Genomic DNA, 15,248 nt, shown 5'->3' on the forward strand with positions numbered 1-15,248 from the left:
GCCGTCAGACCGGCGAACCGGCCGAGGATTCATGGCGGGTGGCCGCGCGGCGGCGCGCAGCGGCCTCTTGTGCGTCGTCATCCTCATCGATCAGGCCCAGCTTGCGTGCACGGCGTTTCCACTGCTCGCGTGCCATCACCCGCATATCTTCGACCTTGTCGCCCTCGTCCATGATTTCCAGGCCGAGCATGGTTTCGACGATGTCTTCCATGGTCGCCACACCGACGATGCCGCCATATTCGTCGACCACGACCGACAGTTGCTGCTGACGCTCGAGCAGGTTGCGAAACAGCCCGTAGAGCGACAGCGACTCGGGCACGACCAGCACATCGCGCTGGATGGCCGACAGCGGCGTGTCGTGGCGATCGCGTGCGATTTCGCTGAGAACATCCGACAACAGCACGAAGCCGGTGATTTCCTCGCCGTCGTCGCAGAACACAGGCAGGCGTGAAATACGGCGCGTACCCAGCGTTTCGAACACCTCGGTCACGGTCTGGGTTTCGGTGAACGCCACCATCACCACGCGCGGCGTGAGGACATCCTTCACCCGCAGCGACTGGAAGTGCAGCAGGTTACGCAGAATGCGCGATTCCTCGATATCGAATACGCCCTCGGCCTCGCCCTGGTCGGCCATGGCCTGGAACTCGTCGCGCGAGAAGGCCGGGCCGGTGTGCTTGGGGGTAAGCAGCTTGGTGATGACCATCGACAGCGCCACCAGCGGATAGAGCGCCTTGGTCATCCATTGCAGCAACAGCGCCGCCGTAGGCGCGAGTTGTTTCCAGTAGTTCGCGCCCAGCGTTTTCGGGATGATTTCGGAAATAACGAGGATCAGCAGCGTGAGCACGATCGAAGTGGCGGTCAGATAGCCGTTACCGAAAACCTGCTGCGACTGCGCGCCCACGCCTGCCGCACCGATGGTGTGGGCGATGGTATTCAGGCTCAAAAGCGCCGACAGCGGTCGATCGATATCCGACTTGAGCGAATCCAAGCGCTCGCCGACATGCCCGCCCTCCTTCTGCTTCAGGGCGATATACGACGGCGTGATCGATAGCAGCACCGCTTCCAGCACCGAGCAAAGAAAGGACACGCCAAGCGCGAGAAGTAGATAGAGAAGAAGTAGCGCCATGTCACCCGTACTCGCTCACGCCCTCGCGGCGCGCGCATTGTTTTAGTTGATTTGCCTGCACCCTGCGACACACCGTCGCCGGATTCGTTCTAGTTCGCGGCTATCGTTCAGTCATCCCGGCGCGTATAGTGCGCTATTCGGCCCGGCGCCCGCGCTTTATCGCGGTGTACGCCATGCTCGCCCCCGCGAGCCGGTCGTTGCAGCCCTGCGTTTTCTCGCGGCGCTGCGATCCACGCCATCATGCCATGCGGCAGCGGATGTCTCGTGTTCATGATGTGCCGCAGTCCAACGGAAAACTATCTATGCCTTTTGATCAACTCGGCCTGGCGCCGTCGCTTCTCGAAGCGGTCGCCGCTGCCGGTTATAGCGAACCCACGCCTATTCAGGCCAAGGCCATTCCGGCCGTACTCGATGGCCAGGACGTACTCGCCGCTGCCCAGACCGGCACCGGCAAGACGGCCGCCTTCACCCTGCCCCTGCTGCACAAGCTGGGCGATCGCCAGGAGAAGAAACCACGTGTGCTGGTGCTGGCGCCAACGCGCGAACTGGCCGCCCAGGTCAACGAATCGGTACGCACCTACGGCAAGTCCGGTGCGATCCGTTCGACGGTAATCTTCGGCGGCGTGGGTTACCAGCCCCAGATCGCCCAGTTCAAGAAAGGCGTCGATATCGTTGTCGCCACCCCCGGGCGCCTGCTCGATCTGCTGCAGGAAGGCCATGCCGACCTGTCGAACATCCAGACCCTGGTACTCGACGAAGCCGATCGCATGCTCGACATGGGCTTCATTCACGATATCAAGCGCGTACTCAAGTACGTGCCGGAAAAACGCCAGACGCTGTTGTTCTCGGCGACCTTCTCCAAGGATATCCGCAAGCTCGCCTCCAGCCTGCTGCACAAGCCGGTCGAGATCGATGTCGCCCCGCGTAATGCCACCGCCGACCGTATCGACCAGAAAGTCGTGATGGTGGAAAAACCGCGCAAGCGCGCGGTGCTCAGTCATCTGATCAAGGAAAACGGCTGGCATCAGGTGCTGGTTTTCGCGCGCACCAAGCACGGCGCCAACCGCCTGTGCAAGCAGCTCGAAAGTGACGGCTTGCCGTCGGCCGCCCTGCACGGCAACAAGAGCCAGAACGCGCGTACCAAGGCGCTCGAAGGCTTCAAGGACGGCAAGATCCAGGTACTGGTCGCCACCGATATCGCGGCCCGCGGTATCGATATCGAATCGTTGCCGCATGTCGTCAACTACGAGTTGCCCAACGTCTCGGAAGACTATGTGCACCGCATCGGTCGTACCGGGCGCGCCGGCGAAGCCGGCGAAGCCGTGTCGCTGGTCGGCCCGGACGAGCGCAAGCTGCTCAAGGACATCGAAAAGCTCATCGGCAAGCAGATCGAACGCATGACCGTCGAAGGCGTGGATTTACGCGCCGGTGAAAATGACGAAGTGGACGACCGACCGGCACGTCGCCCGAATAACGCTGGCGGCAACCGTCCGCCCAAGCGCGGCGGCGGCGGTGGCAACAATGCGCCCGGCCGCAATCAGCAACGCCGGCGCAGCCGTGGCGGCAATCTCCGGTGGTGGCGGTGGCGGCAGCCAGTCCTAATCGCTGGCTTAGGCTCGCTATCAACGGCCCGCTTCATGCGGGCCGTTTTCATTTCATCGCCTGATTTACAATAGCGCCCATGATCGCTTTCAAAGACCTCACGCTTCGCCGCGGATCACGCAAGCTGCTGGAAAACGTCAACGTGCGTTTCCAGCCGGGCCAGCGTATCGGCATCGTCGGCCAGAACGGCACCGGCAAATCCAGCCTGTTCGCGATGATGCTCGGCGAGCTGTCGCCGGACTCCGGCGAAGCCGAAATTCCGGCGCATCTGGATATCGCCACCGTGCGTCAGCACACGCCGGCCGGCGATCAGTCGGCGCTCGATTTCGTGCTCGATGGCGATACCGAGCTGCGCGCGGTCGAGGCCAAACTTGCCAAAGCGGAAGCAGAAGCCGACGGCAACGCCATGGCCGAACTGCATGGCCGCATGGCCGAAATCGACGGTTACTCGGCCACCGCCCGGGCCGCCAAGCTGCTGCACGGGCTGGGTTTCGCGCCGGAAACGCATACCGCGCCGCTGGACTCCTTCTCCGGCGGTTGGCGTATGCGCCTGAACCTGGCCGCTGCGCTCATGCGTCGCTGCGATCTGCTGCTGCTCGACGAGCCGACCAACCATCTGGATATGGATGCGGTGTTCTGGCTGCAGGAATACCTGGCCAGCCATCCGGCCACGCTGATCATCATCTCGCATGATCGCGACTTCCTGGATGCGCTGATCAGCCATACGCTGCATCTGGAAGGCGGCCGCGCCACGCTCTATACCGGCAACTATTCCGAGTTCGAGACCATGCGGGCCGAGGCCAAGCTGCAACAGCAGGCGGCCTACGAAAACCAGCAGAAAAAGCTCGCCCAGCTGCAGGGATTCGTCGATCGCTTCCGTGCGCAGGCCACGAAGGCCAGACAAGCCCAGAGCAAGCTCAAGCAGATGGAGCGCATGGAAAAGGTCGAGGCGGCCCATTGGGATACGCCTTTCTCCTTCAGTTTCCGCCAGCCGGATCGTCTGCCCGATACGTTGCTCCGGCTCGATAACGCCGATGCCGGTTATGACGGCGTGCCGCTGGTGGGCGGCATCAAGATGCAGATCACGGCCGGCGACCGGCTCGCGATTCTTGGGCGTAACGGGGCCGGCAAGTCGACCGTCATGAAACTGCTGGCCGGCGAAATGGCGCCGATCAGCGGCGACGTGCAGCACGACAAATACACCCGTGTGGGCTACTTTGCCCAGCACCAGCTCGAAGTGCTGGACGACAATGCCAGCGCCGCCACGCATCTGCAGCGCCAGGCGCCGCGGGCATCCGAACAGGAAATCCGTGATTTCCTGGGCGGCTTCGATTTTCACGGCGACAAGGCACTGGAGCCCATCGCCCCGTTTTCCGGCGGCGAGAAAGCCCGCCTGGCGCTGGCGCTGGTGGTTTACGACAAGCCCAATCTGTTGCTGCTCGACGAGCCGACCAACCATCTCGATCTGGACATGCGCCACGCGCTGGAAACCGCGCTTGCCGGCTATACCGGCGCGGTCATCATGATCGCCCATGATCGCCACCTGATCGATGCCACCTGCGATCAGCTCTGGCGCGTCGACGAGGGCACGCTGATGCCTTTCGATGGCGACCTCGACGACTATGCCAAGTGGCTAACCCGCCAGAACTCGGCCCGCGAAGGCAGCGACAAGCCCAAGAAAGCCACGACCGTCGGCGGCAGCGGCGCCGATGCTCGCCGCGACGCCGCCGCCCAGCGCGAAAAGGAAAAACCGCTGCGCCGGGCGATCAAGCAGGCCGAAGCCGATATGGCCAAGTTCGAAGAAAAGATCGCCGCCATCGAAAAAGAAATGGCCAAGCCCAGCGTCTACGGCAACTCCACTGAGATCGCGCGTCTGTCACAGGAACAGGGCAAGCTGCGTAAACAGCTCGACAAGGCCGAAGCTGCGTGGATGGAAAACGCCGAAGCGCTGGAGTCGCAGAAGGACGGCAGTAATACGAGTGCTGCGTAATGGCCACCGCGAACCCTAATCAGCCCACCTATTTCTGGCACGACTACGAAACCTTCGGGGCCGACCCGCGCCGCGACAAGCCCGCCCAGTTCGCCGGCATTCGTACCGATCTCGACTTCAACATCGTCGGCGAGCCGGTCGTGCTCTACTGCCAGCCGCCGGTGGACATGCTAGGCCACCCCGAAGCCACGCTGATCACGGGCATCACACCGCAAGTCGCACTCGAACGCGGCGTGCCGGAGCCCGAGTTCATCGAAACGATCGTGGCCGAAATGGCGGTGCCGAACACCTGCAGCGTAGGCTACAACAGCCTTCAATTTGACGACGAGGTCACCCGCTACACGCTCTGGCGCAACTTCTTCGACCCCTACGCCCGCGAGTGGCAGAACGGCTGCTCGCGCTGGGACATCATTAATATGGTGCGCCTGGCCTACGCGTTGCGCCCGGAGGGCATCGAATGGCCGAAGCGCGAAGACGGCACGCCCAGCTTCAAGCTCGAACATCTGGCCAGTGCCAACGACCTGGCCCAGGAACGCGCCCACGATGCGCTATCCGACGTGCATGCCACGATCGGGCTGGCGAAACTCATCCGCGACAAGCAGCCCAAGCTGTTCGATTACGTGGTGAACAATCGCGACAAGCACAGCGCCCGCAAGATGCTGGATATGGGCACGCGCAAACCGGCGCTGCATGTGTCGTCCAAGTTTCCGGCCTCAAATGGCTGTCTGTCGCCGGTGATGCCGATCGCGTCTCATCCGAACAATAAGAACTGCGTGATCGTCTACGATCTGCGCGTCGACCCAACACCGTTGCTGGAACTGCCGCCGGACGAAATATTCGAACGCATTTTCACCCCCACGGCCGACCTGCCCGAAGACACGCCGCGCGTCGCGCTCAAGGGCGTGCACTTGAACAAATGCCCCGTGCTTGCGCCATTCGAGATGATGCGCGAATCAGAAGCCGCGCGGCTGGATCTTGATATTAACCAGTGCCGGCGCAACTGGAAAGCAATCCACGATCATCTGGCCGAAGTCGAAGCCAAGGCCGTTGCGGTATTCGATGCGCACGCCTTCGAGCCCGATGGCGACGCCGAGGCCGCGCTCTACGACGGCTTCGTCAGCGATGACGATCGCAAGCTGGCCGATCAGGTACGACGCACCTCGGCCGCCGACTTGGCCGACGGTCCGATCGTGTTCGCGGACAATCGGCTCAACGAACTGCTGTTTCGTTATCGCGCCCGGCATTTTCCAGAAACGCTGGTCGACGCCGAACGCGACGACTGGAACAACTGGCTATCGAAACGCCTGGAATTCGCCCCCGACGGCGGCCTGACCCTGGACGACTACGACGAGGTCATCGCCCAGCTCATGCAGCGCGTGAAAGGCGAGCCCGCGCAACTCCAGCTGCTGCTCGATCTCAAGGCCTGGAGCGCGAAACTGCGCCAACGACTCTGAAACGATCGCGAGTCGGGGCGCAGACAATCTGCTGTATCGCTCAACGCGACGTTTGCAACGCCTGCAGTTGCTCGGTTATAGCCGCCGCCGACTGCGGCCGGCCCAACAGAAAGCCCTGAGTATGGCCGGCGCCGAGTTGCTGAAGCACGGCGTATTGTTCGGCCGTTTCTACGCCTTCGGCCACGACGGCAAGGCTCAACGTGCGCGCGATCTGAAGAATGCCGACGGTCAACTCGTGGCTCGTCGTGTCCTGGGTGATGAGCTGGGTGAAACTGCGATCGATTTTGAGGATGTCCAGCGGCAGCTGCTGGAGATAGCGTAACGAGGAATAGCCTGTGCCGAAGTCGTCAATGGCAAAGCGAAAACCTTGCTGGCGCAGCGCTTTCATCGTCTTCGCCGCGGTTTCGACGTCGGTTATTACGCTTTGCTCAGTGATTTCGAGCACGAGACACGACGCCGGCACCTGATGCTGCTCGACCAGCCCCGCAACCATATCGGCGAAGTCTTCGCAGTACAGCTCCGCGCCGGCAATATTGACAGCCACATATAGCCCAAGATCGAACTGGCTGCGCCATTGCGCGAGCTGCTTGCAGGCACGATTGAGCGTACAGCGAGTCAACAGCCGCCGCAGAGTGGCATCGGCTTCTGCGATCGGCACAAACTCGGCTGGACTGACGGCGCCCCATTCGCCGTCGTTCCAGCGCGCAAGCGCTTCGACGCCAATCATCCGGCCGCTGCTGCACTCCACAATCGGTTGATAAACCTGATCCAGCGCCTCCGTGCGCAAGGCTTCGGCCAGGCGATATTGGCGCTCATGAACGCGCGCCACGGTAAGATGCACATCGCTCGAATAGCAGCGCACACTTGCGGCGCCAGGTTGTACGTCGGCCGCAGCCATACGCGCATGGGCAACCAAGGTATCCATGTCGCGGGCATCGCCGGGCGCCCGACTGATACCCGCCTTGAGCTCGATGGGCAACCGCACACCGTTGTATTCGACAGGTTTGGCAAGCGTGCGCACGAGTACGTTAACCCGTTCGAGCGATTCATCCGGCACGCCAGGGCCTGATGTGATTGCCAGCCCGAGGCGGTCGGGGCCCAGCATTCCGATGCGATCTTCGCCGCGGACATTGCGTTCCAGTCGGCGGGCAACCGTTGAAATCACGTAGTCACAGCCAGCGCGGCCGGCCAGTGAATGCAAAACCTCGAAGTTGGTGAGGTGAAAATGCACCAAGGTCAACGTTTTTGCCGCGACCGACGCCTGTTCCCACGTACTGCCAATCAACTCCTCGAAAAGAGCGCGCCCTGGCAAGGATGTAACCGAGTCATACATCGCGCTGTGCTGCAGGTTTAGCGACCAATGGTCAAATTGCTGGTGCAGATTGATCTCGCTTTCCACAATTTTGGCGAACATCAGCAGCCGCCATTTATCGACGTCGGAGAACTCGCGCGGTCTTTGGTCGATCACGCACAGCGTACCCAGCGACTCGCCGGACGGTCCTCTGAGAACCGCGCCCGCGTAAAATCGGATATAAGGCTCGCCCACTACGAGGGCGTTGTCATGGAAACGGCGATCGACCGTTGCGTCCGGTACGTAGAGTAGATCCAGCGGTAGCGCATGGGCACAGAACGACTCTTCGATAGACGTCTCGCGCCGATCAAAGCCCACCATCGATTTAAACCACTGCCGATCGGCCTCCACCAGCGTGATTAGCGCGGTCGGGACATTGAATACACTTGCGACCAGGCGCGTATATTGGTCGAAGCGATCCTCGAAGGGCGTATCCAGCAGCTTGAGCGAGCGCAACTCTCTCAAGCGTCCGGAATCTCCCACCTGTTGCGCCATTAGAGCCGTTTTCATGTGTTTGACCAGGGCGTGTTGTACTGCGCGAGCCGCGCATGGCCAGAGCGGTATCTATCGACTAATTTCGGCGTGACTTGAACGGCCGTCCGACACGCCATCCGCGCCGTCGAGGGGATAGAACTGGGGCGGGCCATGCAATCCGGATAGACGTGGGTCATAGGCTGCGCCTCCCTCCGCCGCTATACCAAAACGTCAATCGGCCACAGGTTCGAGCACGCGCTTGAGGAAATCGCGTGTGCGCGGCTCGCGCGGCTCGGACAGCAGCGTCGACGGTTTTCCTTGCTCGACGATGCCCCCGCCATCCATGAACACGACCCGGTCGGCGACTTCGCGCGCAAACGCAATTTCGTGCGTGACCACGATCATGGTCATGCCCTCGTCGGCCAAACGACGCATGACCGTCAGAACTTCCCCGACCAGTTCCGGATCCAGTGCCGACGTAGGCTCGTCAAAAAGCATCAGTGCCGGGTCCATCGACAGCGCCCGTGCGATCGCAACCCGCTGCTGCTGGCCGCCCGACAGGCGTGCCGGGTAGGCATCCACCTTTTCAGCCAGACCAACGCGTTCGAGATTTTCACGGGCAATACGCTCAGCCTCATCGCGTTTCTTCTTGAGGACCGTGGTTAGCGCGAGCGTGCAGTTATCCAATGCACTGTGGTGCGGAAACAGATTGAACTGCTGAAACACCATACCGATCTGGCGACGCGCAGCGTCGATATCGCAGTCCGGATCGGTCAGCTCCTGCTCGTTGACCTTGACCGTGCCGGATTGCGGCGTTTCCAGTAGATTCACACAGCGCAACAACGTCGATTTGCCCGACCCGGACGGACCGATCACGCAGACCACTTCACCGCGTGCGACGCTGAAATCGATATCCCTTAATACATGGTTGCTGCCGAAATACTTGTTCAGTCCACGTATTTCGACCAGTGGATCGGTCTGGGTCATCTCATCGCCCCTTGGATGCGGCGGCTTCCATGCGCCGTACGATGATCGACAACGGCAACGTAATGACCAGATACCCTAGCCCGGCCACGACCAGTGGCGTGATATTGACGTTGCTGTTCGCCGCCGCCCGCCCGAACTTGGTGAGATCGAAATTGGCCGCCGACAAACCCACGATAAATACCAATGACGAATCCTTGATCAGCATGATCAACTCGTTGGTCAACGGCGGGATCATGATGCGAAATGCCTGCGGCAGCGTGATCTTCCACATCGCCTGGCCGGCCGACATACCCAGCGACCGCGCCGCTTCGATCTGCCCCTTGGGCACCGCTTGAATGCCGGCCCGAATGGTTTCGGCCATATAAGCACTACCGACAATACCCAGCGCCGCCCAGACCGTGCCGTAAGGCGGCAACGGCATGGCCAGGCCGGGAAAAGCCAGCGGCAAAAGCGAAAACGCCATGAATACCACCAGTGCCGGCAGGCCGCGGAAGAACTCGATATATATTGTCGCCAGCCAGCGATACGGCCCCACCTCGGACAAGCGCATCATCGCCAGCAACGTGCCGGCCACAAGCCCCAGAACGAAGCCACCCGCGGTATAGACGAGCGTGTTCCACAGCGCGAGCCAGAGCCCGTGCGCGACCGTGTCCCGAATCAGACCCGGATCGAAAAACGTGCGCCCGATCTGCGGCCAGTCTGCCAGTAGTGCTGCGGCAATAAAGGCCACCACGAGCACCGCGTATTGCACCGCGCGAATACGCCGTGCTCGTATACGCGGGCTCGTCTTTCGCTGCCCGACGCCCGCCCCCCGATTTGTCATGAGCCCGGGCTACTCTTCGTTGATAGTGCCCGGCACCTGACCGAACCACTTCTTGAAGATTTCGTCGTAGGTGCCGTCGTCCTTGGCGGTGGCAAGCGCCTGGTTGAGACGATCGATAAGCTTCTGGGCATTCTCGTCATCTTTCTTGGCCAGGAAGCCGTAGCGCTCGCCGGTATCGAATTCGGCGGCGATCTCGGTTTCCGGGTTATCGGCGGCGTACTGATAGAGCGGCCCGTTATCGTTGATCGCGGCATCGACCTTGCCCGCGCTCACGGCCGTGGTTTCCAGCGCAAGATCATCGAAAACCACGGTGGTGTAGCCGTGTTCCTCGGCGTGCTTCTCTGCGTAGATCGCGCCGGTGGTATCGGTCTGCGTGCCCAGGCGCTTGCCCTCGAGGTCCTCAAGGCCTGCGTAATCGCTACCTTTTTTCACCAACAGCGCCTGGGTGGCATTGAAGTACGGGTCCGAAAAGAGCACCGCTTCTTCACGCTTGGGGGTGATCGTTGCCCCGCCCATGGCCAAATCGCATTTACCGGCCGCCAGCACCGCGCCCGACGTAATCTGATTCCAATCGACGCTTACCACGTTCGTCTCGACACCGAGATCCTGAGCCAGCAGATCGACCAGATCGACATCGAAGCCGACCACTTCCCCGTTGTCGCCCGTGAACTGGAATGGCTTGTAGGGAATATGGGTACAAACCGTCAGCGCGTCGGCTTTGACGAGATGAATATCGTCGACCGTGCCGCCTTCGTCCTGGCTGCAGGCGGACAGCGATAACGCCAGTACGCCGGCAGAAAATAACACGGCGAGTCGGCCCAGACGGCCCATTGAAGGTGTCACGATGGATTCTCCCTTTGGATGTCGTTATATCGTTGATTTCCCCTTGCAATGAGTCTGCCACATTGTTCGGGATGACCTGCAATGCGACGTTCGCACAGCAGTCCGCAAGACAATCCCGTGCCGCACGCACCGCGTCGGCTGAGCCCTACGGCGCCAAACGGTACGGATGCGTACCGGCCAACAGGACGCGCCGACGCACACGGGGCGTTTCGCCGAACCAGCGCCGGCACGAGCGATTGAAGGCACTCTGCTCGGTATAGCCGAGCAGCGCGGCGACCTGGCTGAGCGGCAGATCGCTTTCGCCCAGATAGCGGGTCGCGAGATCGATCCGTACCGCATCGAGCACCGCCGAAAAACTCGTACCCTCGTCGACCAGGCGGCGCTGCAGCGTGCGCCGATTGAGGTTGAGATACTCGGCGGCGATATCGATACCTACCCCGCCGGTCGGCAGCAGGCGACGACAGATTTCGCGCACCCGTGTCGAAACCTCGCGCTCACGAGTGCCGCCGGTCTGTTCCATGAAGGCGATCGCCATCGACCGGATATGCGGGTTCGAACGCCGTAGCGAGGCCGTCATCGTGGCTCTGTCCACGTCCAGCCCGCAGACCGCCTCGTTGAAGCTCAGCGCGTCGGTACCGAACACCTCTCGATAGACGCTCGTGGGGGCCAGCTGGCTGTCGCTGAACAGCACGCGGCGCGGCGGCGCCGCCTCCCCACCCAATTCAAGGGTGCGCTTGAGAAACACCAGCGCGCGCTCGTTGGCCTGACGCGCATAGGGCACGTTGTCGAGCAGGATCTGAAACCGCAGGCATACCCGCGCGCCGTTGCGGCGAATGGTCATGCGCTGGCCGGGGTTGAACACGTGCAGGTATTTCGCGGCCTGTTCGAATGCCTGTGCCACGGTGCCGGCATGGCGCACGACCACCGCTAACGGGCCCAGAATCCCGATGCCCTGAGCCTGGGCCATGCGCATACCGAAGTCGGGACACTGCAGGCGCTCGGCCCCGAGCTCGAGCAGCCGGATCAAGGCCCGATAGGACAAAAACGCATCCGTCTGGGTCTCGATATCCAGCGGAATGCCGCAGTCGGACAGCAGCGCCTGGGGATCGCCGCCGAGCTGGCGTACGAAGGCCTCAAAACCGTCGAGTGCACTGTTTCTGACCAGGCTCGTCATAGCGGCCCCACCGCGCACGTGTCGCTAAAAGTTAAAAGTTTGGCGCGAAGTGTCAACCGAAGACCGCCCGGGCACACACGATGACAGGGTCCGGGTTCAGGCAGCGCATCACGGCAAAGACCGTCGACGCCGCGTACGGCCCGTCACCAAAAGAGGACAAACAATGAACCAGAATACGCGCGCCGCTGCTCTGATCGCATTATCCCTGGGCGCCGGGCTGGCCGGCTATGGCGTCGTCGTCGAAGCCGGGCAGACTGCGACACCGACGCCTGCCAGCACGGCGACCCAGCAAGCCAATGCCACGACCGCCCAGAATTTGCCGCTCGACGATCAGGCCGATTTCGAGGATGCCGAGCGCGGGCTGATCGCACGCGATCCGAATCTCGTGATCACCGACGCCGACGGCAATACGGTCTGGGACATGACCGCCTACGATTTCATCGAAGGCGATGCCCCGGATACCGTCAACCCGAGCCTCTGGCGGCAAGCCCAACTCAACGACCTGCACGGCCTGTACAAGGTCACCGACCGCATCTATCAGTTGCGCGGCTACGACCTGTCGAACATGTCCCTGATCGAGGGCGACAGCGGCTGGATCGTGGTCGACCCGCTGACCACCGCTGAGACGGCCGCCGCGGGCTGGCGTATGGCCAAGGCCCACATCCTCGGCGACAAGCCGATCGTCGCCGTCATCTTTACGCATAGCCATATCGACCATTTCGGCGGTATCGAGGGCGTGCTCAGCGCCGAACACGCCCAACGCGACAACGTGCGCATCATCGCGCCCAAGGGCTTCATGCAGGAATCGACCAGCGAGAACCTGCTGGCCGGGCCGGCGATGGGCCGACGGGCAACCTATATGTTCGGCGGCGCGCTGGCGCGCAGCCCGCGCGGCCATGTGGATTCGGGGCTCGGCAAGGCGCCGTCCAAGGGCCATTTCAGTATTCTCGCGCCCACGGACGTGATCGATCACACCGGCCAGACGTTGACCGTGGACGGGCTCGAGTTCGACTTCCAGTACGCGCCCGAATCCGAAGCGCCCGCCGAACTGACCTTCTATCTGCCCCAGCTCAAGGCGTTCTGCGGCGCGGAACTCGTCAGCCACACGCTGCACAACATCTATACCCTGCGCGGCGCCAAGGTGCGCGATGCGCTCAAGTGGAGCGACTATATCGACGAGGCGCTGCAACGCTACGGACGCCGGGCCGATGTGGTGTTCAACAGCCACCACTGGCCGGTGTGGGGCCACGACCGGATCGTCGACTATCTCAAGATCCAACGCGACACCTACAAGTACATCCACGACCAGACGCTGCGCCTGGCCAACGCCGGCTATACCCCACGCGAAATCGCCGAACAGCTGATACTGCCCGAATCCCTGGCCAAACCGTTCCACAACCGCGGCTACTACGGCACGATCAGCCACGATTCGAAAGCGGTCTACCAGTGGTACTTCGGTTGGTTCGACGGCAATCCCGCCAATCTCGACCCATTGCCGCCGGCCGACGCGGCGAAGAAGTACGTCGCGTTCATGGGCGGCACCGATGCCGTGATCGAGAAAGCCCAGCAATCCTACGACGCCGGCGAGTATCGCTGGGCTGCGGAAGTGCTCAACCACGTTGTCTTCGCCGAGCCGGACAACGACGCCGCCAAGGCGCTTCTGGCCAAAACCTACGACCAGCTCGGCTATCGCGCCCAATCCGGGCCGTGGCGCGACGTCTATCTCACCGGTGCAAAGGAACTGCGCGAAGGCGCCCAGGGCACATCACTGGATATGTCGCGCGGCATCGGCCTGCTGCGTCAGGTGCCGATTGAGCGTTTCTTCGATGCCATGGCCGCGCGCCTGAACGGCCCCGAGGCCGCGACGAGCAATCTCACGATCAATTTCGACTTCCAGGATCGGGGCGAGAACCACGTACTGACGATCGAGAACGGCGTGCTCCATCACTGGAAGCGACCGCCGGCGGATAATGCCAACGCTACCGTGCGTCTGACCCACCCGGCACTGCTCGCACTCATCGGTGGCCAGCTGTCGCCGCAACAACTCAAAGTCGACGGCGACCGCGCCAGTCTCGGCCGGTTTTTCTCTCTACTCGAGGCGCCGGATCGTGGCTTCGCCATTGTGACGCCGTAGAACGGCATGCTAGAACGCCGCTGCAGACTTTCGGTTCGCGGCGGCGTTCAATTGTTGTGCATCGAGTGAGCGCAGTCCGCTACGCGCTCGATCAGCGCGGCGCGGCACGCTGCATACAAGCCTGCCAACGCGAGTACACCCGCTCGGCGAACCAGGCGGTTGTGAGATTACGGGTGATCTTCGGGCTTTCCAGCTTGATGCCGGGCAGAATCACGCGCGCCACGCGCTCGCCGGCCGCCTCATCGGCCAGTGCATACACGCGCTTGTAGAGCCGCGTTTGTTCGAAATCGGGGCCGTTGCCTTCGGTCAGATCACGGCGGATCGGGCCTTCACCCATACGCAGGCGATCACGCAGCGACTTGGTCGCCCGTTCGGTATTGCTCACGGAAAACGCCCGATAGGCAATCAAGTCGCCGTCTAGCGCGAGTTCTGTGCCGGTGAGCTGGCTCACAGCGCGCTGAAACGCGGCGTTGCGACTGGCATACCAGCCGGCGTTGTAGTCCGCGAAGCGGTATAGCGGGCTCGGATAATCGACTTCGTAGCCCAGCAAATGGCCGATGCCGAAATAAAGCCCGCCGCGACGGCTGAACACTTCCTTACGCACCGATTGCGCATCGTCATATGGATAGTCGTCGGCATGTTGTTCGGCGAAGTCGATCGCCACCTGCATTGGCCCGCCGGTATGCACCGGATTGAAGCCGCCGAAAAGCGTGCTACCCAACGGCACGCGATCGATGAATTCCTCGAACAGATCGTTCAGATCGTTTTCGGTGCGCACCGTATCGAGGCGTTCGTCGTAAGTCTGGCCGGTAGAGGATTCCAGACCCAGCGCCTTGTCGAGCAGAAAGCCAGGGATATGCGCCGCGGCGGCGCGCCGCTCGATTTCTGCCCGCGCGATACGCGACAGACCGGGTACCACGGGTGCGACGCGGTAGGAGGATTCCTGAGCGATCACCGACAGCGTCGCGCACAGATTGGATGTCGAGGCCTCGATATTCTGTGTCGCAAAGGCGGTTTCGATATCGGCTGCCCACCCGGCGCGGTCATTCACGCTCGCAGGCATGAGCGAAACCAGTTCGGCGCGCACCGCGTCGGCCGGCCGACGCGGTATGTCGTTGGGGCGCAATGCGGCACAGCCGGCAAGCCACAACAGGTTCAGGGCGACGATCGCGCGCAACGCGCGGGTACGAACAATACTCGACATGACCGCGACTCTGCCCGAGCCGCCTGTTTTATGCGACCACTTCGGCATTGGGCGTGCTACCCAAGCGGGGCTAAGATGCACGCACT

11 protein-coding genes are annotated in these 15,248 nt (G+C 62.1%); 4 read left to right on the forward strand and 7 right to left on the reverse strand.

Annotated features, from left to right (window positions below):
• Positions 1-4 precede the first annotated feature (4 nt).
• Complete coding sequence (locus tag SSPSH_RS01770) at positions 5-1,126, reverse strand: CNNM domain-containing protein (RefSeq protein WP_006913069.1); 1,122 nt, start codon at positions 1,124-1,126, stop codon at positions 5-7.
• Positions 1,127-1,428: 302 nt separating this feature from the next.
• Here SSPSH_RS01770 and SSPSH_RS01775 point away from each other — a divergent pair, with 302 nt between their 5' ends.
• Genes SSPSH_RS01775 through sbcB form a run of 3 tightly spaced genes read left to right on the forward strand, consistent with a single transcriptional unit; the run spans position 1,429 to position 6,172 of the window.
• Positions 1,429-2,802 carry a DEAD/DEAH box helicase gene (locus SSPSH_RS01775; RefSeq protein ID WP_021031291.1) on the forward strand — a complete coding sequence of 458 codons (1,374 nt, stop codon included), beginning with the start codon at positions 1,429-1,431 and terminating at the stop codon, positions 2,800-2,802.
• 5 nt (positions 2,803-2,807) lie between these two features.
• Positions 2,808-4,718, forward strand: coding sequence for an ABC-F family ATP-binding cassette domain-containing protein (locus SSPSH_RS01780; RefSeq protein ID WP_006913067.1), 1,911 nt, complete (start codon positions 2,808-2,810; stop codon positions 4,716-4,718).
• Positions 4,718-6,172: an exodeoxyribonuclease I gene (gene sbcB / locus SSPSH_RS01785; protein ID WP_006913066.1), complete on the forward strand. Its 1,455-nt coding sequence runs from the start codon at positions 4,718-4,720 to the stop codon at positions 6,170-6,172. The genes SSPSH_RS01780 and sbcB overlap by 1 nt, the downstream gene beginning before the upstream one ends.
• 40 nt (positions 6,173-6,212) lie before the next feature.
• On the opposite strand, the gene SSPSH_RS01790 is transcribed toward sbcB, so the two are convergent.
• From SSPSH_RS01790 to SSPSH_RS01810, 5 genes are all read right to left on the reverse strand, one after another.
• Positions 6,213-8,033, reverse strand: a complete 1,821-nt coding sequence (locus SSPSH_RS01790) for a putative bifunctional diguanylate cyclase/phosphodiesterase (RefSeq protein WP_021031292.1) — start codon at positions 8,031-8,033, stop codon at positions 6,213-6,215.
• A gap of 195 nt (positions 8,034-8,228) precedes the next feature.
• On the reverse strand, positions 8,229-8,984 hold the full coding sequence (locus SSPSH_RS01795; RefSeq protein ID WP_006913064.1) for an amino acid ABC transporter ATP-binding protein: 756 nt from the start codon (positions 8,982-8,984) through the stop codon (positions 8,229-8,231).
• Position 8,985: 1 nt separating this feature from the next.
• Positions 8,986-9,807 (reverse strand): amino acid ABC transporter permease, encoded by an 822-nt coding sequence (locus SSPSH_RS01800; protein WP_006913063.1) that lies wholly within the window; start codon positions 9,805-9,807, stop codon positions 8,986-8,988.
• Between the two features lie 9 nt (positions 9,808-9,816).
• The gene (locus SSPSH_RS01805; RefSeq protein ID WP_006913062.1) at positions 9,817-10,638 is read right to left on the reverse strand and encodes an ABC transporter substrate-binding protein; all 822 of its coding nucleotides are present in this window, start codon (positions 10,636-10,638) and stop codon (positions 9,817-9,819) included.
• A 157-nt stretch (positions 10,639-10,795) separates the two neighbouring features.
• A complete protein-coding gene (locus tag SSPSH_RS01810) occupies positions 10,796-11,824 on the reverse strand; it encodes an AraC family transcriptional regulator (protein ID WP_006913061.1) in 1,029 nt (342 codons plus the stop codon).
• Between the two features lie 163 nt (positions 11,825-11,987).
• Here SSPSH_RS01810 and SSPSH_RS01815 point away from each other — a divergent pair, with 163 nt between their 5' ends.
• Complete coding sequence (locus SSPSH_RS01815; RefSeq protein ID WP_006913060.1) at positions 11,988-13,958, forward strand: alkyl/aryl-sulfatase; 1,971 nt, start codon at positions 11,988-11,990, stop codon at positions 13,956-13,958.
• Positions 13,959-14,049: 91 nt separating this feature from the next.
• Here SSPSH_RS01815 and SSPSH_RS01820 read toward each other — a convergent pair whose 3' ends face one another.
• The gene (locus SSPSH_RS01820; protein WP_006913059.1) at positions 14,050-15,162 is read right to left on the reverse strand and encodes a DUF1615 domain-containing protein; all 1,113 of its coding nucleotides are present in this window, start codon (positions 15,160-15,162) and stop codon (positions 14,050-14,052) included.
• Positions 15,163-15,248 lie beyond the last annotated feature (86 nt).

The organism is Salinisphaera shabanensis E1L3A, assembly GCF_000215955.2.
Lineage (GTDB): Bacteria > Pseudomonadota > Gammaproteobacteria > Nevskiales > Salinisphaeraceae > Salinisphaera > Salinisphaera shabanensis.